Source organism: Arenibaculum pallidiluteum, assembly GCF_017355985.1.
GTDB classification, from domain to species: Bacteria; Pseudomonadota; Alphaproteobacteria; order Azospirillales; family Azospirillaceae; genus Arenibaculum; species Arenibaculum pallidiluteum.
This window is the reverse complement of record NZ_JAFIQU010000018.1, coordinates 97,795-119,763: the sequence shown is the minus strand read 5'-3', so window position 1 is coordinate 119,763 and position 21,969 is coordinate 97,795. Positions and strand designations below refer to the sequence as shown.

Sequence of the window (21,969 nt, the reverse complement as noted above, 5' to 3'; positions counted from 1 at the left end):
ACGAGCGCGTCGGGAGGAGACGCTTGGCACGAACTCAGCAGTCCGGCGAAGAGTAGCAATGCGAGCGGGGAACGCATGAACGCCTCCTGCTGGGGACAGGAGCATTCTACTCCCTTTGCGCGAGCAGGTGTCCAGGTGACACCACTTGGGCCAGAGACACAGCAGGCTGCCTAGCCCCCTCTTCCACCCCGCCGAAGAGCGCGTTTCAGGCGGCGGCGGTCGTCCCCGCGGCGAGAAGCGCGACGAAATCGGCGAAGCGGTCGCCCTGGATCACGACATGGTCGCGCAGCGCGCGCTCGGCCCGGTCGCCATCCATGGCGATGATGGCGTCGATGACGGCCTCGTGCTCGGCGAAGGACGTGACCATCCTGTTCCGCACCCGGAGCTGGAGCCGCCGGTAGGGCTTCAGGCGCCGGTGCAGCGTGGTGCACTGCTCGGCCAGGAAGGCGTTGTGGCTGGCGGCGTAGATCGCCAGATGGAACATCTCGTTCTCGTAGTAGTAGGCGTCCGCATCGCCGGCCTGCACCGCTTGGCGGCAGGCCTCATGGGCGCGCAGCAGCGCCTGGCGGTCCTCCTCCGTATGGCGGCGGGCAGCCAGCCGCCCCGCAACCCCTTCCAACCCCGCCATCACCTCGAACATCTGCACGAGCCGCTCCGTGCCGAGTTCGGCGACCACCGCGCCCCGCCGGGGCCGGATCTCCACAAGGCCGGCCGTTTCCAGCTGCCGCAGGGCCTCCCGGATGGGTGTGCGCGAGACGCCGAAACGCTTGGCGAGCGAGACCTCGTCCAGACGCTGCCCCGGTAGCAGGGATCCCGTCAGGATCGCGTTCTCCAGTTCGTCGCGCAGCCGGGCCTTGGTGGCTTCCGGAAGAACTCGCGGCATGTACGCATGCTCCAAATTCTTGTATACAAAATCATTGACGATGCCGCCATGGCTTGGGTTTATAATGCAAGGACCCGCCGATCGTCTGCAAGCACAGCGATCCGCAGGCTCCATGTGGGGCCCTCTCCGTGCCGTGCGGCCCGGCGGCCCTCACCGACCCGCAGCGGAAGGCAGCCGCGTCATGAGACTGGAGGCCACGAATTCCTTCTTCGCCGATCTTCTGGGATCCATCGCCGAGCGCGGCAGGGCGCTCCTGCGCCGCAGCGACGTGCCCGGGCGGATGGCCGATCCCGAAGCCGATCTCGTCGCGCTCTGCGAGGCGCTCCTCTCAGGGCGCGGCGAGGCGTCCGGCGTCGCCCTGGCCGGCGAGATCCTGGCCCGCTGGCGCACGCTTCAGGACGAGGGGCGGCGGGACTTCCTGACGGTGCTGGCCGAGCGCTTCGGCCCGGACCGCGCCAGGCTCGACCGCGCCATCGACGCCTACCGCGCCGAGCCCGACGCGCGCGCCACGCTCGAACTTCACAACGCCGCCGAACCCAGGCGGCAGGAGCTCATCAGGCGCCTGAACCTCGCGCCGTCCGGGACCGAGACGCTGGTCCGGATGCGCGAGGTGCTCCTGCGGCACCTGGCGTCTCACCCCGATCTTTCCGCGCTGGACGCCGACTTCGCCCATCTCTTCGGATCCTGGTTCAACCGCGGCTTCCTCGTGCTGCGCCGGATCGACTGGACCACGCCGGCCAACATCCTCCAGAAGATCATCCGCTACGAGGCGGTCCACACGATCCGCGACTGGGACGACCTGCGCCGCCGCCTGGAGCCCGACGACCGGCGGTGCTTCGCGTTCTTCCATCCGCAGCTCGTCGACGACCCGCTGATCTTCGTCGAGGTCGCCCTGACCAACGGGATTCCCGCGACGATCGGCTCGCTGCTCGCCGAGAACCGGGCACCCATCGCGGCCGACACGGCCGACACCGCCGTCTTCTACTCGATTTCCAACTGCCAGGACGGGCTGCGGGGCGTCTCGTTCGGAAATTTCCTGATCAAGCAGGTGGCCGAGGATCTCAAGCGCGAGCTGCCGGGCCTGACAACCTTCGCGACGCTGTCCCCGGTTCCCGGCTTCGCCGCCTGGCTGGACCGCGAGCGTCGCGCCGAGACCTCCGTCCTGCCGGAAGAGATCAAGGCCGCCCTCTCCGTCCTCGACGAGGACGGCTGGCATCGGGACGAGGATCGGCGCGATGGCGTGCGTGGCGCCGTTCTCGCCGCCGCCGCGGGATACCTGCTCGATGCCAGGACCGCGTCGGGCAAGCCAGTCGACCCGGTCGCCCGCTTCCATCTCGGCAACGGCGCAAGGCTCGAGCGACTCAACTTCCTGGGCGACACCTCGTCCAGGGGGCTCCGCCAAGCCCACGGGCTGATGGTCAACTACCTCTACAAGCTCGACGAGATCGAGGCGAACCACGAGCGCTTCGCCTCCAGGGGCGAGGTCGTGGCCGCGCCCGAGATCAGAAAGCTGTCGCGCCCGGCCGCGCCCGGGCGCGAGCCCCACTCCCCGCAGCGCTCCGCCCGGGCCGGCCGCGGCACTCCCTCGAAGCCGGAGACAGCATCATGACGAACCACATGGTCTCGACGATCCGTTCCCGCGCGCCGAAGGCCGACCGGGTCTTCATATCCGTCCCCGCGACGAAGGGCGCCCCGCGCAGGGACCTCACCTACGGGGACGCGCTGGCCGCGTCCAGCCGCATGGCCAGGGCGCTCGTCGCCCGTGGCGTCGTGCCGGGCGACCGCGTGGCCGTGCAGGTCGAGAAGTCACCCGAGGCCATCATCCTCTATCTCGCCTGCCTGCGGGCCGGCGCCGTCTACCTGCCGCTCAACACCGCCTATACGCTCGCGGAGCTCGAGTACTTCCTGGGCGACGCGGAGCCGCGCGTGGTGGTCGCGGCGCCGGAGCGCGCCGCCGAGATCGAGCCCCTTGCGAGCCGGCTCGGCGTCGCCTTCACGGAGACCCTCGGCGTCGACGGACAGTCCGGCACGCTGCTCGAACTCGCGAGCCTCTGCGAGCCCGCCTTCGAGGACGTCCCCCGCGGGGCCGACGATCTTGCTGCCATCCTCTACACCTCGGGCACCACGGGCCGCTCCAAGGGGGCTATGCTGAGCCATGGCAACCTGGCCTCGAACGCCCTGACGCTGGCCGAGGCCTGGCGGTTCACGCCGGACGACGTGCTGCTGCACGCGCTGCCGATCTTCCACACCCACGGGCTGTTCGTCGCGACGAACGTCACGCTGATGGCGGGCTCCTCGATGATCTTCCTGCCCCGCTTCGAACCCGACGAGATCATGCGCCTGATGCCGGCGGCGACGGTGCTGATGGGCGTGCCGACCTTCTACGTGCGCCTGCTCCAGCATCCGGAGCTCGGCAGGGAGACGACCCGCGGAATGCGGCTCTTCGTGTCCGGCTCCGCCCCGCTGCTGGCGGAGACGCACGCGGCCTGGGCCGAGCGGACGGGCTACGCGATCCTGGAGCGCTACGGCATGACCGAGACGAACATGAACGCCTCCAACCCCTACGACGGCGAGCGGGTGGCGGGCACGGTCGGTCCGCCGCTGCCGGGCGTGGAGATCCGCGTCACCGATCCCGACACCGGCGCGCCCCTTGCACAGGGCGAGATCGGCATGGTCGAGATCCGCGGACCCAACGTCTTCAAAGGGTATTGGCGCATGCCGGAGAAGACGTCCGCCGAGTTCCGGCTGGACGGCTTCTTCATCTCGGGCGATCTCGGGATGATCGACCCGCGCGGCTACCTGCACATCGTCGGGCGCGGCAAGGACCTCGTGATCACCGGTGGCTACAACGTCTATCCGAAGGAAGTCGAGACCGAAATCGATGCGATCCCCGGCGTGGCCGAGAGCGCAGTGATCGGCGTGGCCCATCCGGACTTCGGCGAGGGCGTCACCGCGATCGTGATCCGCAAGCCCGGGGCGCAGGTCGACGAGCGCACGATCCTCTCGGCGCTCGAGGGGCGCCTCGCCCGCTACAAGCTCCCGAAGCGTGTCCTGTTCGCCGAGGCGCTGCCGCGGAACACGATGGGCAAGGTGCAGAAGAACCTGCTCCGCGACGAAAACAAGGACCTCTACGCCCGCACGAAGGCGGGCTGATCCGGGCCGGGCGACCAGCGCGGCCCCGGGCCCGGCGGGGCGCATAACGACAATCGGAGGAAACCCTGATGAAGGTTCGAAACGCTGTCCGCGCGCGCTCCGGCCGCCCCATGCCCGCCCCCATCCGCGCCGTTTGCGCGGACGGGCCGGCTCCGCCGATCGTCCAGGGGAGGTGAGCGCCATGTCCCCGGAGATGATCTCGATCTACGTGCTGGCCGCCATGTTTGTGATCGCGACCCTGCTGCCGATCAACATGGGGGTGCTGGCCTTCGTCGGCGCCTATCTCGTCGGGACGTTGGTCGCCGGCCTGTCGGCCAAGGACATCATTGCCGGCTTTCCCGCCGGCCTCTTCCTGACGCTGGTCGGCATCACCTATCTCTTCGCCCTGGCCCAGAACAACGGCACGATCGACTGGCTCGTCCAGCTCGCCGTACGGGCCGTGCGGGGGCGGATCGCGGCGATCCCCTGGATCATGTTCGGGATCGCGGCGCTCCTGACCGCCGTGGGCGCCGTGAGCCCCGGCGCAGTCGCCATCATCGCGCCGGTCGCGCTTGGATTCGCGCTGAAATACGGAATCAGCCCGCTGCTCATGGGGCTGATGGTGATCCACGGCGCCCAGGCCGGCGGCTTCTCGCCCATCAGCATCTACGGCGGCATCACCAACAGGATCGTGGCTCAGGCCGGCCTTCCGCTGAACGAGATCGCCACTTTCCTGGCCAGCTTCGGGGTCAACGCCGCCGTGGCGGCCGCCCTCTTCTTCGTGCTCGGCGGCCGCTCGCTGCTGGCCCAGTCCGGCTCCGCCCAGCAGCCCGGGTTCATATCCGGTCGCGCCATGGGCCAGCACATGGCGATGACCCTGCCGCCGACCGGCGCCTTCGCCCGGAGCGATGTCGGCCAGCCTGCCCTCGCCGGCGCCCTTTCAGGAACGGCGTCCGGGACGACGACGGGCACGCGGCCGGCCGAAGTGGCGGTCCCCCAGTCCGGCGCGCAGATCTACGGCGAGGCCGAAGCCGAGGCCTTCGGCGAGGAGCGCGACGTCGCCAAGGGCGGCCATGCCTCCGTTCTCGACGCGCCGGCCGCCGATGCCGAGGCCGCGCCGCGGGCGCACCAGGTCCTGACGCTGCTCGCGCTTGCCGCGCTCGCGATCCTGACGCTCGGGTTCAATCTGGACATCGGCTTCGTGGCGATCACCCTCGGCCTTTTCCTGTCGCTCCTGGCCCCGAACATGCAAAAGCGTGCGATCGGTCAGGTGACCTGGCCCGAGGTGATGCTGATCACGGGCGTCAGCACCTATGTGGGCGTGCTGCAGACCATGGGAACGATCGACTTCGTCGGCCACAGCGTTGCGGGCCTGGCCTCGCCGATGACGGCCGCGCTGCTGCTATGCCTGATCGGCGCGGTGGTCTCCGCCTTCGCATCCTCGGTGGCGGTGCTCGGCTCCCTCATCCCGCTGGCGGTGCCGTTCCTGCAGTCGGGCTCCGGGGTCGAGGCCGTGGGCTTCATCGCCGCGATGGCGGTCTCATCCACCATCGTGGATGTCAGCCCCTTCTCGACCAACGGCGCGCTGGTCCTGGCCAGCGCGCGCGGCGTCGACCGCGAGGCCTTCTTCCGAAGCCTGCTGGGCTATGGCGCCCTGGTCACAGTCGCGGCGCCGGTGGTCGTTTGGCTGCTGTTCGTCATGCTCTAGGGGCGGTGGGCGAGACGACCCTCCCCGTGGCCTTGCCCACAGGTTCGGCACCGGGGAGGGCTGCCTGATCCGGCAGAGCCTCGTCCGTCGGGAAGATCAGCGCGCCAAGAATGACAAGCACGCACAGCAGGCCGAAGGCCTGCATCATGAGGGTGAAGCCACCCAGCTCGTGCAGCCAGGCGACGAGGCCGATGGAGGCGCCGGCGGCCGTGTAGCCGATGAAGTACCGGGCGGCATAGGCGCGTGCCCGCCACTCCTCGCTCGTGTAACGGCCGACCATGGCGTCGTTGACCGTCACCTGCCCGAACAGGCCGATGACGACCCCGATGGCGATCAGGATCAGGGGGATGCCGTACAGGCCCGCGCCGAGATAGAGCAGCGGCGCCAGCAGCAGCGACAGCGGAAGGAAGACGGCCTTCAGCGAATGGCGGTCGATCAGGTTTCCGATCGTCAGCTGGGCGAGGGCTCCGAACAAGTAGACGCCGGCGGTGACGACCCCGACCAGTGCAGGGCTGCTGGAGAATTCCGAGAGGCGTTCGAGGAACAGCTTCGGCAGAGCCACGGTGACGGCATTGAAGGTGGTCGAGCTGGCGATGATGGTCACGACGAGGGCGACCACGACACGGCCCATCGCCCGCCGCGACACCCGAACGGCGGCACGTGCCTGCGCAGGGCCGGTGCGGACCTCGTGGCGGATCTTGGCAAGGAAAGCGAGGCCGACGCCGATGACGACTAGGCCGGGCAGGATGAAGGCCCAGCGCCATCCCAGCGTCTGGCAGATGGCCCCGGTGACGAGCACGGACGAGGCGACGCCGAAATTGCCCCAGACGCCGTTGATGCCGATGTCGCGGCCGAGTCGGTCGGCGTAGGACACGAGCATCGCCGTGCCGACCGGGTGGTAGATGGCCGCAAGCAGCCCGACCGCCAGCAGGGCGGCGCCGAGCTGGAAAGGCGTCCGCACGAGGCCGACGGCGATCATGGCGACGCCGATGCCCAGGAAGAAGACGACCATCATGTGCCGCCGGCTCCACCGGTCGCCGAGCCATCCGGCCAGCAGCGAGCCCGCGCCGAAGGCGACGAAGCCCGGCGTCGCGTAGGGCAGCAGCTCCGCGAAGCCCATGCCGAAGGCGGGCTCCATCAGGAACACCGCCGCCGCGAAGACCAGCATCACGTAGTGATCGATGAAATGCGCGGCGTTGACGAAGCCGATCACGGTAGCGGGGCGGTTCGCCGGGCGGTCCATGGGCAAGCTCCCTTCCGGGTCAGGAGCCGTCACGATAATCTGTCCTCATTTCGATGAGGAGCCAACGACCATCGCTGAGACGCCAGACATTCCGGCCCCTCCGATCCGCGCACTCGCCCGCTTCTACCCGCGCGGAACGCGGCTCGATCCGCACGACCATCGCGAGGAGGCGCAGCTCCTGTTCGCGCGCAGCGGGGTCATGCAGGTGAGAACCCCGAAGGGCCGGTGGCTGGTTCCGCCGCAGCGCGCGGTCTGGCTTCCGCCCGGCCTCGTGCATGCCGTCGACATGCTGGCCGACATCGAGATGCGCTCACTCTACCTGGACCGGAACTGGCTGATGCGGCATCCCCTGGCCCCGCAGCTCGGCCGGGAGTTCGTCGTCGCGGTCAGGCCGCTGCTGCGCGAGGTGGTGCTGGCTCTGTTCGAGGACGGCGGCGGGGATGGCGCCGGCGCGCACCGGCGCGACCTGCTCTCGCGGCTCGTCCTCTTCGAACTGGCCGAGGCCGAGGACGCGACGACCTTCATGCCCGTACCCAGCGACCCGCGCGCCCGGCGCGTGGCCGAACTGATGCTGAGCGATCCCGGCGGCCGGCTCGACCTCGACGGCCTCGCGCAGGCGGCCGGCGCCTCGGCACGGACCATCACGCGCCTGTTCACGGCCGAGACGGAGCTGACCTTCAAGCAGTGGCGCCAGCGTGCCCGCATCCTGTCGGCCGTCGAGACGCTGGGTGGCGGCGGCGGCTCCATCAAGCAGCTCTCCGCCCGGCTCGGCTTTTCGAGCGTCGCTGCCTTCAGCCACGCCTTCCGTCAGGTCATGGGCATGACGCCCAGCGAATTCCTCGACCGCTCCGTCCGGCCGCCGTCGCCGGTGGCGGCTCCGTCCCGGCCGGCGCCACGCATCGCTCCCGAGGGCGCGGGCTAGGCCATGATCGACAGCGCCGGGAATGCGGCCGCGCGGAGCTGTCGCTCCGCCTCGGATACCGCCTTCTCCGCCTGGGCGGCGGCCGCCTCCAACTCACGCGCCTCGGGGGAGCTTCCGCCGGATTTCGCGCGGATCCGTTCGGCCTGCTGGTGGAGAACCGTCTTCAGCTCGCTTGCAAGCCGCTTTGCCTCGCGGATGAAGTCCTCGTCCTCGGTGCCCCCGTCTTCGGCACGCTTGCCATCGTCCCGATTCGCCCGATCGGGCGCGGATGCGCCCTGCGGCGCCGTTCCCTCCGCGGATGCCGGGGCGCTTGCGGAGGGTGCCGTTTCCGGCTGCCCATCGTCGCGCGCCGCCGGCGGCGCCAGCGGGCCCGCCGCGTCGGCGACACCGGATCCCGCGGCCTGCGGCACCGTACCGGACACCTGCGTCTCCGCCGGGGCGGTGACCTGCCCGCCCGCCGCGGCGACTCCCGCGCCCATCGCGGCGCCCCCGTCGGTTCCGCCGGCTGCGGCATAGGCCCGGGCCGCGGAGGCCAGCTCCCGCGCGAGCTGCCGGGCCTGGCGCGCCACCAGCTCAGGATCGGACGCCGCGAACATCCGCAGCGTCCGCATCTGCTCCTTGAGCCTGTCGAGCTTGGCGCGCGCCTCCGCCTTGCGGTCCTCGGCGGTCTTCCGGGGGGCGGCGCGCAAAGTCTCGAGTGCCTGCGCGGCCTCGGCCGTGCGCTCCCCGAGAGCCTCGTGGCGCGCGGCGGCCGCTTTCGCCCCCGTGGCGCAGCCGGGCGCAACCGCGGCGCGGAGGGTCGTCAGCGTCGCGTCCCAGGGGGAAATGACGCCAGGACCGGGGCGGGAGACCATCGCGGAGCCCTCTTTCCCTGCCTGCGGAGACTTGGAGGCTCCAGCATAGGGGAATTCAGCGCGATGGTGATAGGGGGTGCCTCAGGAGCCGTTCAGGACTCGCCCAGCAGTGGAAGCTGGACGGGACCGCGGGCTTCCTTCTTAGCCGTCTTCTCGGACGGCTGTGCCCGCCGGCGGCGCGGCTTGACGCCGATGCCCTTCCGGGCGCGTTCCAGGGCACGATCGCGGGCGAGCGCCTCGGGCGCGGCGGGATCCCCGTCGAGCCACTTGCCCCGCTTGATAACCTCGTTCACGCGGCCCTGGTTGACGCCGAGCGCGAAGGCGATCTCCTGCTGGGTCATCCCGGTATTCTCGTGGAAGGCGAGGATCCGCCGGGCGAGGTCCGGCGTCATCTTGCGTCCGGTCACGCGCCGCGCCGGCCTGATCGACCGGTTCGCCTTGTCGCGCTCGCGCAGCTTCGCGAGGACCTCGAGGGCGGCATCCATGCCCTGAGCCCTCAGCGCCTCCTCGAACTCCTTCAGGGTCGTCACGGCGTCGGCTCCCCCGGGGCTAGATCCCGCGCATGGTGGGGGGAGCAACGGATCCAGGCAACGACTCAGAAGGCTTAGGTCTCACCATCGCTGCCATTGAGAAATTCAATCGCAGGCTTTCATTCGGTCGAATTTCACGATAGCGCGGGCCTGCCTATAAATGCGCCGGGAGGGGTCCTGCCGGGGCGTGACCGTCGGCAGGCCGCAGGCGAGAGAGGCCATTGGAATGGGATCCACCCTGTTGACGGCGGCACCGGACGTTTTGATGTCGGCGCCGGTTCTCTTCTTCGTGCTGGGAGCCGCGATCGCCATGGCGAAGGTGCGCCTGCCGCTCCCCGACGGGTTCGGGAAGGCGCTTGCCGTCTACCTCCTGGTGGCAATCGGCTTCAAGGGTGGCGTCGCCATGGCGGGCGCCGACACGGCATCACTGCTTCCGCTGCTGCTGACGGCCGCGGGGCTGAGCTTCACCCTACCTCTGCTGGCCTATGCGCTGCTGCGTGGCGGGGTCAGGCTTGACCCGGTCAATGCGGCAGCCCTTGCCACCCATTACGGGTCGGTCAGCCTCGTCACCTTCGTCGCGGCCACCAGGATGCTGGAGAACCAGGGCGTCACCTACGGCGGCCACATGGTCGCCGTGCTGGCCGTCATGGAGGGCCCCGCCATCGTCACGGGACTGGTCCTGGCGGCCAGGATGAGCGCTACCGGCCATCTTGGAATCGCCACGGGCGCCCCAGGCGGCGCGCTCGTCGTATCGAGCGGACCGGGATCTGGATCAGCATGGGATCGCGGACCGGGGTGGCAGCCGGGCACTCTACGTCATGCGCTCCGCCATGCCGCACTTGACGGCTCGGTGCTGCTGCTATCGGGGGCACTGCTGGTGGGATTGGTGACTGGGAGGCCTGGGCTCGACCGGCTTTCTGGGTTCTTCGTTGCGCCCTGGGATGGGGTGCTCTGCCTGTTCCTGCTGGAAATGGGGCACCTGGCAGCCTCACGCATGGGATGCGCCGCCAGGCTCGGTCCCCGGCTGCTTGCCTTTGGCCTCGGCATGCCGTTGCTGGGCGCCGCGATCGGTCTCGCAGCCGCCGGCGTGCTCGGCCTGAGGACGGGCGATGCTGCGCTGCTCGCCACACTGTGCGCCAGCGCATCCTACATCGCGGTGCCGGCCGCGCTGCGCCACGCGCTGCCCGCCGCCGATCCCGGAATTTCGCTGCCCGTGGCGCTCGGGATCACCTTTCCCTTCAACCTGCTGTTTGGGATCCCCTTGTATCTTGCGCTGGCCAAGGCGCTGGGCTGACAACTGAACGCCATGCCGACGCCTCTCCCGCCCTTCGACCTCGACCTGCTGCGCACCTTCGCGACCATCGTGGACGCTGGTGGCTTCACCCGGGCCGCCGAGCGCCTGGGCTGCACCCAGTCGACCGTCAGCCTCCAGATCAAGCGGCTGGAGGAGGGCCTCGGCCGGCGCGTCTTCAATCGTGAAACGCGCGAACTGGCGCTGACACCTGACGGCGAGTTGCTGCTTACCTATGCGCGGCGCCTGCTGGCAACGGCCAACGAGGCCTGCGCCCGGCTGATGGAACCGGAGGTGGGCGGCCTGGTGCGGCTGGGAACGCCCGAGGATTTCGCGACCGCCCACCTGCCCGACGTGCTCTGGCGCTTCTCGCGCGACCACCCGCAGGTGACGCTGGAGGTCAACTGCGACTTCACCCTCAACCTGCTAGACGGCTTTGCCCGGGGCGAATACGACCTGGTGCTGTGCAAGCGCGAGCGGCAAGGCACCGGGGGCGGCACCCGGGTCTGGCGCGAGCCCTTGGTCTGGGCCGCCTCGGATCGCCTGTTGCTGGATCCCGGTCAGCCGGTGCCGCTGGTCCTCGCTCCATATCCGGACATCTACCGCAAGCGCGCGCTGGAGGCCCTCGACGCACAGGGTCGGCTCTGGCGTGTCGCCTATACGAGCCCAAGCCTGGCCGGTGTGCAGGCGGCGGTGCGCGCGGGTCTGGGCGTCACGATCCTCCCCAGCGAGATGCTGTCCCCAGGTTTTCATGCGATTGGCGCCGAGCACGGCCTGCCCGACCTCACCGACACCGAGATCGCGCTGTACCGGGCGCCTGGGCAGCTCTCGAAGGCGGCCGAGTTGCTGGCCGAGCACATCATCCGCTCGCTTGAGGTCGGGCGCCGCGGATCAGAAGGCTGACGCCGCTTCCATCGGAAATCCCGATGGCGCGCATCGGATTCCGCTGCTTGTTCCGCCGCCTCTCGAGGCTACATCCGGCACGTCCGGATCCGGGCCCCTCTGGCGGCACAGCGCCGCGATGTCGGATCCAAGATATCTCGGAGATTCGAATGGAGTGGCTCGCGGACCTGCTGCAGGGATCGTTTCTGGGACAGCCGACTTGGGCCTGGCTGTCCTTCCTCGTCATAGTCGCGCTGCTTCTGGTGCTCGATCTCGGCGTCCTGCATCGCAGGCAGGGTGAAATCCCCGTCGGGGAAAGCCTGTGGCTGAGTGCCGGCTACATCGCTGTGGCGCTGGCTTTCGGCGGCTGGGTCTGGTTGTCGCTGGGCGCGGAGGCCGGCATCGCCTACTACACCGGGTTCCTGGTGGAGAAGAGCCTCAGCCTCGACAACGTCTTCGTAATCTCGTTGATCTTCACCTATTTCGCGGTGCCGCGCATCCATCAGCACCGCGTGCTTTTCTGGGGCATCCTGGGCGTCATTGTCCTGCGCGGCATCATGATCGGGCTGGGGGCCGCACTGGTCAGCCAGTTCTCCTGGATCCTCTATGTGTTCGGCGTCTTTCTGATCGCGACCGGCATCAAGATGCTGCTCATGGCGGACAGCATGCCGCGCATCGAAGACAACCCGGTGCTGCGGCTGCTGCGCAGGCACCTGAACCTGACGGACGCGCTGCACGGCGAGCGCTTCTTCGTGAAGGCGCCGTGCCCGCGCGACCCGCGCCGGAAGGTCTGGTGGGCGACGCCGCTGTTTCTCGCCCTGGTACTGGTGGAGACCGCGGACCTGATCTTCGCCGTGGACAGCGTGCCCGCGATCTTCGCGATCACCACCGACCCCTTCGTCGTCTACACCAGCAACATCTTCGCGATCCTCGGGCTGCGGGCGCTGTACTTCGCCCTCGCCGCGATGATCCACCGCTTCCACTACCTTAAATACGCGCTTTCTGCGGTGCTGATCTTCATCGGCGGCAAGATCTTCTGGAACCTGCTGGTTGGGAAGATGGACCCCGTGATCTCCCTCTCGGTCACCGGCGCGCTTCTGGCGGGCGGCATCGTGGTCTCGCTGCTGCGTACACGCGGCGCGCAATCGCCGAACCCCAACCCCGCCGCATGACCGCTTCGGCCCGAAGAAGGAGATGCCGATCCATCCGCGACGGGGTGGACGCCGACTCCCGGCGGGTTTGTCGGCGGACTTTACACCGTTCCGTCCGTGCGAAGCGTCGACGCCAGTGTTTCCGCCGCAGCGGATGTTGGCATGCCATTTGCTCCGACGCCCTGGGTGCTGGCGACAGGACGCCGTACCGGTTTCGGAGCCGATGTCGCTTGCGCTTCTGGGAACCGGTCTGATCGGGCTGACCGCGAGCACGCGCCGGAGGCAGGGATCGGCCTGAGGCTGCGGGTGCCGACCTGCGCCGCGCCTGCAGCATCCCGCGCCAGCAGGCACTATCTTGCGCGCGGCACGAAGCGGTGACACTCTTCCCCGCGATGGTGCCCGGGGGGCCAAGCCCCCCGGGAGAATAGGGAACACGGTGCGGTCGACCAAGTCGAGGGACCAACTCCGTGGCTGCCCCCGCAACTGTAAGCGGATAGCCGGCCCGCCGGCCACCCGGGACCCGTCCCGGGGAAGGCCCGGGCCATAAAGGCGACGACCCGCGAGCCAGGAGACCTGCCATCGCCCTTCTTTGACCCGCCGTCGGGTGTGACGGCCAACGGGAGAGCGATTCGTGACCACCCTTCCTGCTTCCAGCCTTTCCGCCACCGGCCGCGCCGGCGCGCGCGCCGAGACCGTGCTGTCCGCCGCCGTGGCCTTCGCCATGGGCGCCTTCCTGCTGTTCGGGGCCGGCTTCGCCGGTTCCGACCTGCTGCATGCGGCGGCCCACGACGCCCGGCACGCCTTCAGCTTCCCCTGCCACTGAGGGGATTCCATGCTGCGACGGATCCTCCTGGCGGCGCTGGCCGCCGGGCTGAGCTCGGCCGTGCTCGTCACGGCGGTGCAGTCCTTCACCACCACGCCGCTGATCCTGCTGGCCGAGACCTTCGAGGCGGCGGCCGAGACCGCGGGCGAAACGGCCGCGGCGGAAGCGGGTCACGACCACGGCGGTCATAACCATGGGGGGCATGACCATGGGGGGCACGAGCACGGTGTTGGGCATGACCACGACCTAGCCTTCACGGGCGGCGCGCGGCTCGGCCTGACGGCAATGGCCAACGCCGTCACCGGCGTGGGTTTCGCCCTGCTCGCGGTCGCCTGCTTCGCCCTGTCGGGCCGCCGGATCGACGAGCGCGCGGGCCTGGGCTGGGGCATGGCCGGCTTCGCGGTCTTCGGGCTGGCGCCGGCGCTGGGGCTGCCGCCCGAGCTGCCCGGCATGGCGGCGGCCGAGCTGACGGCCAGACAGGGCTGGTGGCTGGCGGCCTCGGCCGGCGCCGCGGCCGGCCTTTGGCTGGTCGTCTTCGGCCGGTTCCGCGGGGCGGCGGCCCTGGGGCTGCTGGTCTCGGCCCTGCCGCACCTGGTGGGCGCGCCCGCGCACGACGCCGCGGGCGGCACCGTCCCGGCCGAGCTCGCCGCCCGCTTCGCGGCGACGGCGCTGGCGGTGAACGCGCTGTTCTGGGCGGTGCTGGGCTGGACCGCCGGCGCGGTCTGGCGCCGGGTGGCCTGAGCGGTGCCTCCTGGGCGCGGCGGGTTCAGCTCGGTTGACCCCGGACCGGCGGCGCGGTAGGACGGGGCTCCAGCGCCGGTCTCCGCGCCGGCCGCGCGGCCGGCGCGGGGCTAAGAGGGAACTGCGGTCCGAAGCCGCGGCTGCCCCCGCAACTGTAGGCGGCGAGCCGCCGTCCGACCCGCGCCACTGGCCCTTCGCGGCCGGGAAGGCGGGACGGCGGCCCTGACCCGCGAGCCAGGAGACCTGCCGGCGCAGGGTATCGTCCGTCCCGGGCGGGGTGCACCGGGGAAGGCGGCGCGGCTGTGCCCTGCCCCTTCCCTTTGGCGTTCCACCGGGGCCCGCGCCGGAGGGATCGCCATGTCGGAGAAGCTGGGCGTCATGCTGTGCGGCCACGGAAGCCGCGACGAGGACGCCGTGGCCGAGTTCGCCGCCGTGGCCGCGCGGCTGCGCAACCGGCTGCCCTATGGCGAGCTGGAATACGGCTACCTGGAATTCGCGCGCCCGGTGATCCGCGAGGGGCTGGACCGGCTGCGCCATGCCGGCGTGACACGGGTGCTCGCGGTCCCCGGCATGCTGTTCGCCGCGGGGCATGCCAAGAACGACATCCCCTCGGTTCTGAACGCCTACATGGCCGAGCATCCCGGCATGCGCATCGAATACGGGCGCGAGCTGGCCGTCGACCTGAAGATGGTCCGCGCCGCGGGCGACCGCGTCGCCGAGGCGCTGGCCCGCGCAGGCGACGCCGTCCCGCGCCACGAGACGCTGCTGGTGGTGGTCGGCCGCGGCTCGTCCGATCCGGACGCGAACTCCAACGTCTCCAAGGTCGCCCGGCTGCTGTGGGAGGGCATGGGCTTCGGCTGGGCCGAGACCGCCTATTCCGGCGTCACCTTCCCGCTGGTCGAGCCGGCGCTGGAGCACGCGGCCCGGCTCGGCTACCGCCGGATCGTCGTGTTCCCGTACTTCCTGTTCACGGGCATCCTGGTCCGCCGGATCTACGACTACACGGATGCGGTGGCGGCCCGCCATCCCGGCATCGAGTTCGTGAAGGCGCCCTACCTGAACGACCATCCGCTGGTGCTGGAGACCTTCGCCGACCGCGCGCGCGAGATCCTCGAGGGCGGCGGCAACATGAATTGCCAGATGTGCAAGTACCGGGAACAGGCCCTGGGCTTCGAGGCCGAGGTCGGCCTGCGCCAAGAGAGCCACCACCACCACGTCGAGGGCATCGGCACCGGTGCCCGCCACCACGACCATTCCCACGGCCACGGTCACCAGCATGGACATGACCATGGGCACGACCATTCCCATGACCATGACCATGATCACCACCATCACCACCACGGTGGTGATCACGGGCACCACCACGGCCATGATCACCACCATGGCCACGGGCACCACCATGGCCACGGGCACCACCATGAGCATGGCCACACCCATGGTCACACCCACGCGCATCATCCCTATCCCCATGCGGACCATCCGCTCGGCCCGCGCAGCATGACCGGGTCCGGCACGCGCCGCTGACCCTTGGGCTGCCCCATGGACTACCTGCGCGATCCAGCGGCGATCTACCGGCAGAGCTTCGCGACCATCGCGGCCGAGGCGGCGTTGGACCGCCTGCCGCCGGGCCTCGTTCCCATGGCGACGCGCCTGATCCACGCCTGCGGCATGACCGACCTGGTGGACGACCTTGCCTGGTCCCCCGACGTGGCGGAGGTGGCCACGGCCGCGCTGGCCGCCGGCGCGCCGGTGCTGGCCGATGCACGCATGGTCGCCTCGGGGATCATGGCGGCCCGCATGCCGGCGGGAAACGCGGTGCTGTGTCCCCTGGACGACCCGGCGGTGCCGGATCTCGCAGCCCGGCTCGGCACGACGCGTTCGGCCGCTGCGGTCGAGCTCTGGCTGCCGCGCCTCGCTGGCGCGGTGGTCGCGATCGGCAATGCCCCCACCGCCCTGTTCCGGCTGCTGGAGCTGCTCGACGGCGGCGCGCCGCGGCCCGCCGCGATCCTGGCCTTCCCGGTCGGCTTCGTGGGCGCGGCGGAATCCAAGCAGGAGCTGGCCCGAGACCCGCGTGGCGTCCCCTTCGCGACGGTGCTCGGCCGGCGCGGCGGCAGCGCCCTCGCCGCCGCCGCCGTGAACGCGCTGCTGGTGGGAGCCGCGGCGTGACCGCGCCTTGGCTTTCCATCGTCGGGATCGGCGAGGATGGGCTTGCGGGCCTGTCGGCCGCCGGCCGCGCGCAGATCGATGCAGCCGAGGTGCTGGTGGGCGGCGCGCGCCATCTGGCGATGGTGCCGGAGGACGGGCGGACCCGCCTGGCATGGCCCTCGCCCCTGTCGGCGCTGCTGGACGGGATCCTGGCTCTGCGCGGGAAACGGGTCTGCGTGCTGGCCTCGGGCGACCCCATGGATTACGGCGTGGGCGCGACGCTGCTGCGCCGCGTGTCCGCCGAGGAATGCCTGGTCGTGCCGGCCCCCGGCGCCTTTGCCCTGGCCTGTGCGCGGCTGGGCTGGCCACGGGCCGAGACCACGGCGCTGAGCCTGCACGGCCGGCCGGCGGCCCTGCTGCACCCGCACCTGCAGCCGGGGGCGCGCCTTCTGCTTTTGTGCACGGACGGCACGACCCCCGCCGCGGCGGCCGCGCTGATGCGCGCCCGCGGCTACGGGCCGAGCCGCCTGACCGTGCTGGAACGGCTGGGCGGCCCGGCCGAAGCGCGGGTCGAGGGGACGGCGGCAGACTGGCCCGCCGACCGCCGCTGCGACGACCTCGCGACGCTGGCGGTCGAATGCCGGCCCGAACCGGGGGCGCCGCTGCTGCCGCGGGTCCCGGGCCTGCCCGACGACGCGTTCCGCCACGACGGCCGCATCACCAAGCGGGAGGTACGCGCGGCGACGCTGGCCGCCCTGGCGCCGGTGCCGGGCCAGCTCCTCTGGGATGTCGGCGCGGGCTGCGGCTCGATCGCCATCGAATGGATGCGCAGCGACGCCCGCTGCCGCGCCGTCGCCATCGAGCCGCGGACCGAGCGGCGCGCCCTGATCGCCGCCAATGCCGAGGCGCTGGGCTGCCCGGGGCTGGAGATCGTCCCCGGCACCGCGCCCGCGGCGCTGGAAGGCCTGCCCCCGCCGGATGCCGTCTTCGTCGGGGGCGGCGCCGGCGCGCCCGGGCTCCTGGAGGCCTGCTGGGACGCGCTGCCGCCGGGCGGGCGCCTGGTCGCGAACGCCGTCACCCTGGAGGGCGAGCAGGCGCTCATGTCCTTCTTCGCGGCCCGGGGCGGCGGGCTCGCCCGTCTGTCCGTCAGCCGGGCCGAGCCCGTGGGCGGCTTCATGGGCTGGCGCCCGCTGATGCCGGTCACCCAATACAGCGGAGTGAGGCCGTGAGCGGCACCGTCTACGGCCTCGGCATCGGCCCGGGGGATCCCGAGCTGATCACGCTGAAGGCGCTGCGCCTGTTGCGCGCCGCGCCGGTGCTGGCCTATCCGGCGCCGCTGGGCGGCGAGAGCCTGGCGCGCGCGATCGTCGCCCAGCACCTGCCGGGCACCCAGACGGAGGTGGTCATCGAGGTGCCCATGCGGCCCGACCCCATGCCCGCCCAGGAGGCCTACGACCGCGCCGCCGAGGTCCTCGGCATGCATCTCGACGCCGGCCGGGACGTGGCCGTGCTGTGCGAGGGCGACCCGTTCTTCTACGGATCCTTCATGTACCTGTTCGCCCGCATGGCGGCGCGCCACCCGGTCGAAGTCGTGCCGGGCGTCAGCTCGCTGACCGCCTGCGCGGCTGCCCTGCGCACGCCGCTCGCCGCGCGCAACGACGCGCTGGCGGTGCTGCCGGCGCCGCTGCCCGCCGAGACGCTGCTTGCGCGGCTGCAGGGCTGCGAGGCCGCGGCGATTATCAAGCTCGGCCGCCATTTCGGGAAGGTCCGGGACGTGCTGGAGCAGGCGGGGCTGACGGACCGGGCACGCTATGTGGAGCGGGCGACCATGGCGAACCAGCGCATCCTGCCGCTGGCCGCGGTCGATGCCGCGAGAGTACCCTATTTCGCCATGATCCTTGTCCATCAGCGCGGGGAGCCATGGTCATGAGCCCGCCCATCCTGATCGTCCTGTCGCAGACGGGGCTCGAGACCGCGAGAAGCGCCCAGGCCGTGCTGCCGGGAGCCCAGATCCACGGCCTGGCCGGGCGCGTCTCCGGAGCCGATCTCGGCTTCGAGGCTACGGCAGAGCACCTGCGCGCGCACTTCTCCGCCGGTCGGCCCATTGTGGGCTTCTGCGCCACCGGCGTGCTGATCCGCATCCTGGCGCCGCTGCTGGCGGACAAGCGAGAGGAGCCGCCCGTGGTGGCCGTGGCCGAGGATGGCAGCGCCGTCGTCCCGCTGCTGGGCGGGCATCGCGGAGCCAATGCGCTGGCGGCGCGGATCGCGGACGCGTTCGGGGCCACCGCCGCCGTGACAACGGCCGGCGACCTGCGCTTCGGCATCGCGCTGGACGAGCCGCCGGAAGGCTGGACCATCGCCAACCCCGGCGATGCCAAGGCCTTCATGGCCGAGCTGCTGGCCGGCGCCGCCTGCCGGATCGAGGGCGACGCGCCGTGGCTGGCCGCTTCCGACCTGCCGCTGGACGAGGACGCGGCGCTGTCCCTGTCAGCGACCCTGCGCGCAGAGGCGGGATCGCCCCGGCGACTGGTCTACCACCCGCGGCGCCTGGCGGTCGGCCTCGGATGCGAGCGCGATGCCGACCCCGAGGAGGTGACGGCCCTGATGCGCGCCACCCTGGCCGAGGCGGGCCTGGCCGAAGGGGCGGTGGCGCTGGTCGCCTCGCTGGACCTGAAGGCGGACGAGCCGGCGGTCCACGCCGCCGCGGCCGCCCTTGCCGTCCCGGCGCGCTTCTTCGACGCGGCCCGGCTAGAGCGCGAGGCCCCGCGCCTCGCCACCCCGTCCGAGGCCGTGTTCCGCGAGGTCGGCTGCCATGGCGTCGCCGAGGGCGCGGCCCTGGCCGCGGCGGGACCCGACGGCACCCTTGTGGTCGCCAAGCGCAAGTCCGCGCGTGCGACCTGCGCCGTGGCCCTCGCGCCCGAGCCGATCGACGCCGCGCGTGCCGGTCGCCCGCGCGGGCGCCTCGCCATCGTCGGGATCGGTCCCGGTGCGCCCGCCTGGCGCACGCCGGAGGCCGAGGCCTGGCTCGCCCGCGCAAGCGACCTTGTGGGCTACGGCCTCTATCTCGACCTGCTGGGCCCGGCGGCCGAGGGCAAGCACCGGCACGACCTGCCCCTCGGCGAGGAGGAGGCGCGCGCCCGCTTGGCCCTGGACCTTGCGTCCCAGGGGCGCGACGTGGCGCTGGTGTCCAGCGGCGATGCCGGCATCTATGCCATGGCGACGCTGGTCTTCGAGCTGATGGACCGGGGCGAACGGCCGGAATGGCGCCGCATCGAGGTCGCGGTCACCCCGGGCATCTCGGCGCTCCAGGCGGCTGCGGCACGGGCCGGCGCGCCGCTCGGACACGATTTCTGCACGATCTCGCTTTCCGACCTGCTGACGCCGTGGGAGGTGATCGAGCGCCGGATTCGCGCCGCGGCCGAGGGCGACTTCGTGATCGCCATCTACAACCCGGTGTCGCGCAGGCGCACGGGCCAGCTTCCGGCCCTGCGCGAGATCCTGCTGGCACGGAGGCCGGCGGAAACGCCGGTGATCCTGGCGCGCAACCTGGGCCGCCCCGGCGAGACCGTCCGCGCGACCACCCTCGGGGCGCTGGATCCCGCCGAGGTCGACATGCTGACCCTGGTGGTCGTCGGCTCGTCCGAGACGCGCATGGTGGCGGGCCAGGGCAATGGCAGCGTCGACGGCGGCGCCTGGATCTACACCCCGCGCGGCTATGCCGCGAAGCGTATGCAGGAGCGGCCGTGACCGTCCATTTCATCGGCGCAGGGCCCGGCGCGCCGGACCTGATCACGCTGCGCGGCCGCGACCTGATCGCCCGCTGCCCGGTCTGCCTCTACGCGGGCTCGCTGGTCCCGGCCGAGATCGTCGCCTGCGCGCCGTCCGGCGCGCGGGTCGTCGACACGGCGCCCATGACCCTGGACGAGATCATCGCCGAGATCCAGGCCGCGCATGCCCGCGGGCAGGACGTGGCGCGGGTGCATTCCGGCGATCCCTCGCTCTATGGCGCCATCGGGGAACAGATGCGCCGGCTCGACCGGCTGGGCATCCCCTACGAGATCTGCCCGGGCGTGCCGGCCTATGCCGCCGCCGCGGCAGCGCTGCGGACCGAGCTGACCCTGCCCGAGGTCGCCCAGACCGTGATCCTGACGCGCACCGCCATGCAGTCCTCGCCGATGCCCAACCAGGAGACGCTGGGGGTGCTGGGGGCATCGGGGGCCACGCTGGCGATCCACCTGTCGATCCGCAATCTCGGCCATATCGTCGAGACGCTGTCCCCGCTCTACGGCGCGGACTGCCCGGTTGCGGTGGTCTACCGGGCAAGCTGGCCCGACGAGCAGGTGATCCGCGGAACCCTGGCCGACATCCGGCCCAAGGTGCGCGCCGCCAAGCTGACGCGCACCGCCCTGGTGCTGGTCGGGCGGGTGCTGGAGCCGCAGGACTTCAGGGACAGCGCGCTGTACGACCCCGCCCATGCCCATATCCTGCGGCCGGAACGGCAGAGATCCTAGCCTGCGTTCCGATTTGCCGAGGCGCCGGCGCCGCTGGGACAGGCGCCTCGGCCTGCAATCAGTTGTTCGAGAACGCCCCCGTGCGGTCCGTGCCGAGATCGGCGTAGGTGTCGTCCGATGTATTGGACGCAGACGCTTGGTGACGCTCCATATAGCTGCACCCCGCAACCGCAAAAGTCGCCAGCAGAAGGGCAGCAAAGCGGACGGCGATTGACTTGGCCATATTTGATCCTCCTTCGTTCCCGATCGTCGCAGCCGGCGGAAAAGTCCTTTGCCGGCCTTCCGAAAACGACCTGGGATCGCAACCGAAGATTACCAGAAATCATTCCACGCAACGATGTGTTGCCGGTCCGGCAACGATCGTTTCGGACCCGGATACGTTTCCTGCCGCATGATCCGGGGGTCCGTCAGGCGGATCGGACCCACCCAGAAAGCCAGGCGAGCACCGCCGAAACCGAGGCGACGACAGGGGCCGCAGGCGGATCGGGACGGCGCAGCAGCAGGACCGGAATGCCAAGGCGGCGCGCGGCCACCAGCTTGGCTCGGCCGCCCTCTCCACCGCTGTTCTTCGCGGCGATCACGTCGATGCCGTGCTCGCGCAGCAGCGCCGCCTCGGCCGCCTCGTCGAAGGGGCCGCGCCCGGTGACCACCGCATGGTGGCGCAGCGGCAGGGATGGCGGGCGATCGATTGTCCGGATCAGGAACCAAGCATCGTCCCGCCCTGCGAAGGGGCCGAGCTCCTGACGGCCGACGGCCAGGAAGACGCGCGCGCCGGCCGGGATCGCCGCGGCAAGCTCCGGCATGTCCGGAAGCTCGGTCCAGCGGTCTCCGGGTCCCTGCGTCCAGGCCGGGCGGACCAGCGCCAGCCGCGGCGTCGGACGCAGCCGGCACGCGGTCTCGGCATTGGCGGAGATCCGGGCGGCGAAGGGATGGGTCGCGTCCACCAGCACGTCGATCCCGGCCTCGTCGAGATAGTGCGCCAGCCCCTCGGCCCCGCCGAAGCCGCCGGTCCTGACGGTGCCAGGCAGGGGCGCCGGGGCGCGCGTCCGCCCCGCCAGCGAGCTGACGACCTGCCAGCCCGGCAGCGCCACAGCCGCGTGGGCGAGCGCGACAGCCTCGGCCGTGCCGCCCAGGATCAGGAGGCGCGGCACGG

The 21,969-nt window shown here is 71.2% G+C and carries 22 protein-coding genes and 2 riboswitches; of the genes, 16 read left to right on the top strand and 6 right to left on the bottom strand.

The genetic code is table 11. From position 1 onward, the window contains the following. Positions 1 to 205: 205 nt before the first annotated feature. Positions 206 to 883 (bottom strand): GntR family transcriptional regulator, encoded by a 678-nt coding sequence (locus JUB13_RS25745; RefSeq protein WP_207484190.1) that lies wholly within the window; start codon positions 881 to 883, stop codon positions 206 to 208. A gap of 181 nt (positions 884 to 1,064) precedes the next feature. On the opposite strand from JUB13_RS25745, the gene JUB13_RS25740 reads away from it, so the two are divergent. The 3 genes from JUB13_RS25740 to JUB13_RS25730 all read left to right on the top strand — a co-directional run bounded on the left by JUB13_RS25740 (position 1,065) and on the right by JUB13_RS25730 (position 5,723). Next, positions 1,065 to 2,492 (top strand): malonyl-CoA decarboxylase, encoded by a 1,428-nt coding sequence (locus JUB13_RS25740; RefSeq protein ID WP_207484188.1) that lies wholly within the window; start codon positions 1,065 to 1,067, stop codon positions 2,490 to 2,492. After that, positions 2,489 to 4,036 carry a malonate--CoA ligase gene (locus JUB13_RS25735; protein ID WP_207484186.1) on the top strand — a complete coding sequence of 516 codons (1,548 nt, stop codon included), beginning with the start codon at positions 2,489 to 2,491 and terminating at the stop codon, positions 4,034 to 4,036. The genes JUB13_RS25740 and JUB13_RS25735 overlap by 4 nt, the downstream gene beginning before the upstream one ends. Before the next feature lie 181 nt (positions 4,037 to 4,217). Then, complete coding sequence (locus tag JUB13_RS25730; RefSeq protein ID WP_207484184.1) at positions 4,218 to 5,723, top strand: SLC13 family permease; 1,506 nt, start codon at positions 4,218 to 4,220, stop codon at positions 5,721 to 5,723. Here the strand turns inward: JUB13_RS25730 and JUB13_RS25725 are convergent. Next, on the bottom strand, positions 5,713 to 6,966 hold the full coding sequence (locus tag JUB13_RS25725) for an MFS transporter (RefSeq protein WP_207484182.1): 1,254 nt from the start codon (positions 6,964 to 6,966) through the stop codon (positions 5,713 to 5,715). The two genes, JUB13_RS25730 and JUB13_RS25725, sit on opposite strands and share 11 nt — an antisense overlap. Here JUB13_RS25725 and JUB13_RS25720 point away from each other — a divergent pair. Then, a complete protein-coding gene (locus tag JUB13_RS25720; RefSeq protein ID WP_328703022.1) occupies positions 6,905 to 7,888 on the top strand; it encodes an AraC family transcriptional regulator in 984 nt (327 codons plus the stop codon). The two genes, JUB13_RS25725 and JUB13_RS25720, sit on opposite strands and share 62 nt — an antisense overlap. Here JUB13_RS25720 and JUB13_RS25715 read toward each other — a convergent pair. Continuing rightward, a complete protein-coding gene (locus tag JUB13_RS25715; protein WP_207484178.1) occupies positions 7,885 to 8,742 on the bottom strand; it encodes a hypothetical protein in 858 nt (285 codons plus the stop codon). The genes JUB13_RS25720 and JUB13_RS25715 overlap by 4 nt on opposite strands. Before the next feature lie 92 nt (positions 8,743 to 8,834). Continuing rightward, positions 8,835 to 9,272 carry a hypothetical protein gene (locus JUB13_RS25710; RefSeq protein WP_207484177.1) on the bottom strand — a complete coding sequence of 146 codons (438 nt, stop codon included), beginning with the start codon at positions 9,270 to 9,272 and terminating at the stop codon, positions 8,835 to 8,837. Positions 9,273 to 9,537: 265 nt separating this feature from the next. Here JUB13_RS25710 and JUB13_RS25705 point away from each other — a divergent pair, with 265 nt between their 5' ends. The 12 genes from JUB13_RS25705 to cobM all read left to right on the top strand — a co-directional run bounded on the left by JUB13_RS25705 (position 9,538) and on the right by cobM (position 20,816). Continuing rightward, the gene (locus JUB13_RS25705; RefSeq protein ID WP_236025223.1) at positions 9,538 to 10,566 is read left to right on the top strand and encodes a sodium-dependent bicarbonate transport family permease; all 1,029 of its coding nucleotides are present in this window, start codon (positions 9,538 to 9,540) and stop codon (positions 10,564 to 10,566) included. 12 nt (positions 10,567 to 10,578) lie between these two features. Continuing rightward, positions 10,579 to 11,466, top strand: a complete 888-nt coding sequence (locus tag JUB13_RS25700; RefSeq protein ID WP_207484175.1) for a LysR substrate-binding domain-containing protein — start codon at positions 10,579 to 10,581, stop codon at positions 11,464 to 11,466. 149 nt (positions 11,467 to 11,615) lie between these two features. Further along, positions 11,616 to 12,617 (top strand): TerC family protein, encoded by a 1,002-nt coding sequence (locus tag JUB13_RS25695; RefSeq protein ID WP_207484174.1) that lies wholly within the window; start codon positions 11,616 to 11,618, stop codon positions 12,615 to 12,617. 22 nt (positions 12,618 to 12,639) lie between these two features. After that, the gene (locus JUB13_RS32275; protein ID WP_407928177.1) at positions 12,640 to 12,894 is read left to right on the top strand and encodes a PEP-CTERM sorting domain-containing protein; all 255 of its coding nucleotides are present in this window, start codon (positions 12,640 to 12,642) and stop codon (positions 12,892 to 12,894) included. Between the two features lie 78 nt (positions 12,895 to 12,972). Then, positions 12,973 to 13,191, top strand: a riboswitch (cobalamin riboswitch). A gap of 36 nt (positions 13,192 to 13,227) precedes the next feature. Further along, positions 13,228 to 13,419 carry a CbtB domain-containing protein gene (locus JUB13_RS25685; protein ID WP_328703021.1) on the top strand — a complete coding sequence of 64 codons (192 nt, stop codon included), beginning with the start codon at positions 13,228 to 13,230 and terminating at the stop codon, positions 13,417 to 13,419. A gap of 9 nt (positions 13,420 to 13,428) precedes the next feature. Beyond that, positions 13,429 to 14,160: a CbtA family protein gene (locus tag JUB13_RS25680; protein ID WP_207484172.1), complete on the top strand. Its 732-nt coding sequence runs from the start codon at positions 13,429 to 13,431 to the stop codon at positions 14,158 to 14,160. Positions 14,161 to 14,219: 59 nt separating this feature from the next. Next, a riboswitch (cobalamin riboswitch) is annotated at positions 14,220 to 14,425 on the top strand. 92 nt (positions 14,426 to 14,517) lie between these two features. Then, positions 14,518 to 15,684 (top strand): sirohydrochlorin chelatase, encoded by a 1,167-nt coding sequence (locus tag JUB13_RS25675; protein ID WP_207484170.1) that lies wholly within the window; start codon positions 14,518 to 14,520, stop codon positions 15,682 to 15,684. 15 nt (positions 15,685 to 15,699) lie between these two features. Continuing rightward, positions 15,700 to 16,326, top strand: coding sequence for a precorrin-8X methylmutase (locus JUB13_RS25670; protein ID WP_207484168.1), 627 nt, complete (start codon positions 15,700 to 15,702; stop codon positions 16,324 to 16,326). After that, the gene (cbiE, locus tag JUB13_RS31620; RefSeq protein ID WP_328703020.1) at positions 16,323 to 17,534 is read left to right on the top strand and encodes a precorrin-6y C5,15-methyltransferase (decarboxylating) subunit CbiE; all 1,212 of its coding nucleotides are present in this window, start codon (positions 16,323 to 16,325) and stop codon (positions 17,532 to 17,534) included. Before JUB13_RS25670 ends, cbiE begins: the two co-directional genes overlap by 4 nt. Then, positions 17,531 to 18,235: a precorrin-2 C(20)-methyltransferase gene (locus JUB13_RS25665; protein WP_328703019.1), complete on the top strand. Its 705-nt coding sequence runs from the start codon at positions 17,531 to 17,533 to the stop codon at positions 18,233 to 18,235. The genes cbiE and JUB13_RS25665 overlap by 4 nt, the downstream gene beginning before the upstream one ends. Next, positions 18,232 to 20,052 carry a precorrin-3B C(17)-methyltransferase gene (cobJ, locus tag JUB13_RS25660; protein WP_207484164.1) on the top strand — a complete coding sequence of 607 codons (1,821 nt, stop codon included), beginning with the start codon at positions 18,232 to 18,234 and terminating at the stop codon, positions 20,050 to 20,052. The genes JUB13_RS25665 and cobJ overlap by 4 nt, the downstream gene beginning before the upstream one ends. Continuing rightward, positions 20,049 to 20,816 carry a precorrin-4 C(11)-methyltransferase gene (cobM, locus tag JUB13_RS25655; RefSeq protein WP_207484161.1) on the top strand — a complete coding sequence of 256 codons (768 nt, stop codon included), beginning with the start codon at positions 20,049 to 20,051 and terminating at the stop codon, positions 20,814 to 20,816. The genes cobJ and cobM overlap by 4 nt, the downstream gene beginning before the upstream one ends. 58 nt (positions 20,817 to 20,874) lie before the next feature. Here cobM and JUB13_RS25650 read toward each other — a convergent pair whose 3' ends face one another. After that, a complete protein-coding gene (locus JUB13_RS25650) occupies positions 20,875 to 21,039 on the bottom strand; it encodes a hypothetical protein (protein ID WP_207484159.1) in 165 nt (54 codons plus the stop codon). Between the two features lie 184 nt (positions 21,040 to 21,223). Continuing rightward, on the bottom strand, positions 21,224 to 21,967 hold the full coding sequence (locus JUB13_RS25645) for a cobalt-precorrin-6A reductase (protein ID WP_207484157.1): 744 nt from the start codon (positions 21,965 to 21,967) through the stop codon (positions 21,224 to 21,226). Positions 21,968 to 21,969 lie beyond the last annotated feature (2 nt).

Coding starts and splice junctions, on each gene's coding strand:
- JUB13_RS25700 (WP_207484175.1), top strand. CDS start 10,579: ATGCCGACGCCTCTCCCGCCCTTCGACCTCGACCTGCTGCGCACCTTC.
- JUB13_RS25740 (WP_207484188.1), top strand. CDS start 1,065: ATGAGACTGGAGGCCACGAATTCCTTCTTCGCCGATCTTCTGGGATCC.
- JUB13_RS25720 (WP_328703022.1), top strand. CDS start 6,905: ATGAAATGCGCGGCGTTGACGAAGCCGATCACGGTAGCGGGGCGGTTC.
- JUB13_RS25680 (WP_207484172.1), top strand. CDS start 13,429: ATGCTGCGACGGATCCTCCTGGCGGCGCTGGCCGCCGGGCTGAGCTCG.
- JUB13_RS25730 (WP_207484184.1), top strand. CDS start 4,218: ATGTCCCCGGAGATGATCTCGATCTACGTGCTGGCCGCCATGTTTGTG.
- JUB13_RS25725 (WP_207484182.1), bottom strand. CDS start 6,966: ATGGACCGCCCGGCGAACCGCCCCGCTACCGTGATCGGCTTCGTCAAC.
- JUB13_RS25745 (WP_207484190.1), bottom strand. CDS start 883: ATGCCGCGAGTTCTTCCGGAAGCCACCAAGGCCCGGCTGCGCGACGAA.
- JUB13_RS25715 (WP_207484178.1), bottom strand. CDS start 8,742: ATGGTCTCCCGCCCCGGTCCTGGCGTCATTTCCCCCTGGGACGCGACG.
- JUB13_RS25695 (WP_207484174.1), top strand. CDS start 11,616: ATGGAGTGGCTCGCGGACCTGCTGCAGGGATCGTTTCTGGGACAGCCG.
- cobJ (WP_207484164.1), top strand. CDS start 18,232: ATGAGCCCGCCCATCCTGATCGTCCTGTCGCAGACGGGGCTCGAGACC.
- JUB13_RS25675 (WP_207484170.1), top strand. CDS start 14,518: ATGTCGGAGAAGCTGGGCGTCATGCTGTGCGGCCACGGAAGCCGCGAC.
- JUB13_RS25735 (WP_207484186.1), top strand. CDS start 2,489: ATGACGAACCACATGGTCTCGACGATCCGTTCCCGCGCGCCGAAGGCC.
- JUB13_RS25650 (WP_207484159.1), bottom strand. CDS start 21,039: ATGGCCAAGTCAATCGCCGTCCGCTTTGCTGCCCTTCTGCTGGCGACT.
- JUB13_RS25705 (WP_236025223.1), top strand. CDS start 9,538: ATGTCGGCGCCGGTTCTCTTCTTCGTGCTGGGAGCCGCGATCGCCATG.
- JUB13_RS32275 (WP_407928177.1), top strand. CDS start 12,640: ATGCCGATCCATCCGCGACGGGGTGGACGCCGACTCCCGGCGGGTTTG.
- JUB13_RS25670 (WP_207484168.1), top strand. CDS start 15,700: ATGGACTACCTGCGCGATCCAGCGGCGATCTACCGGCAGAGCTTCGCG.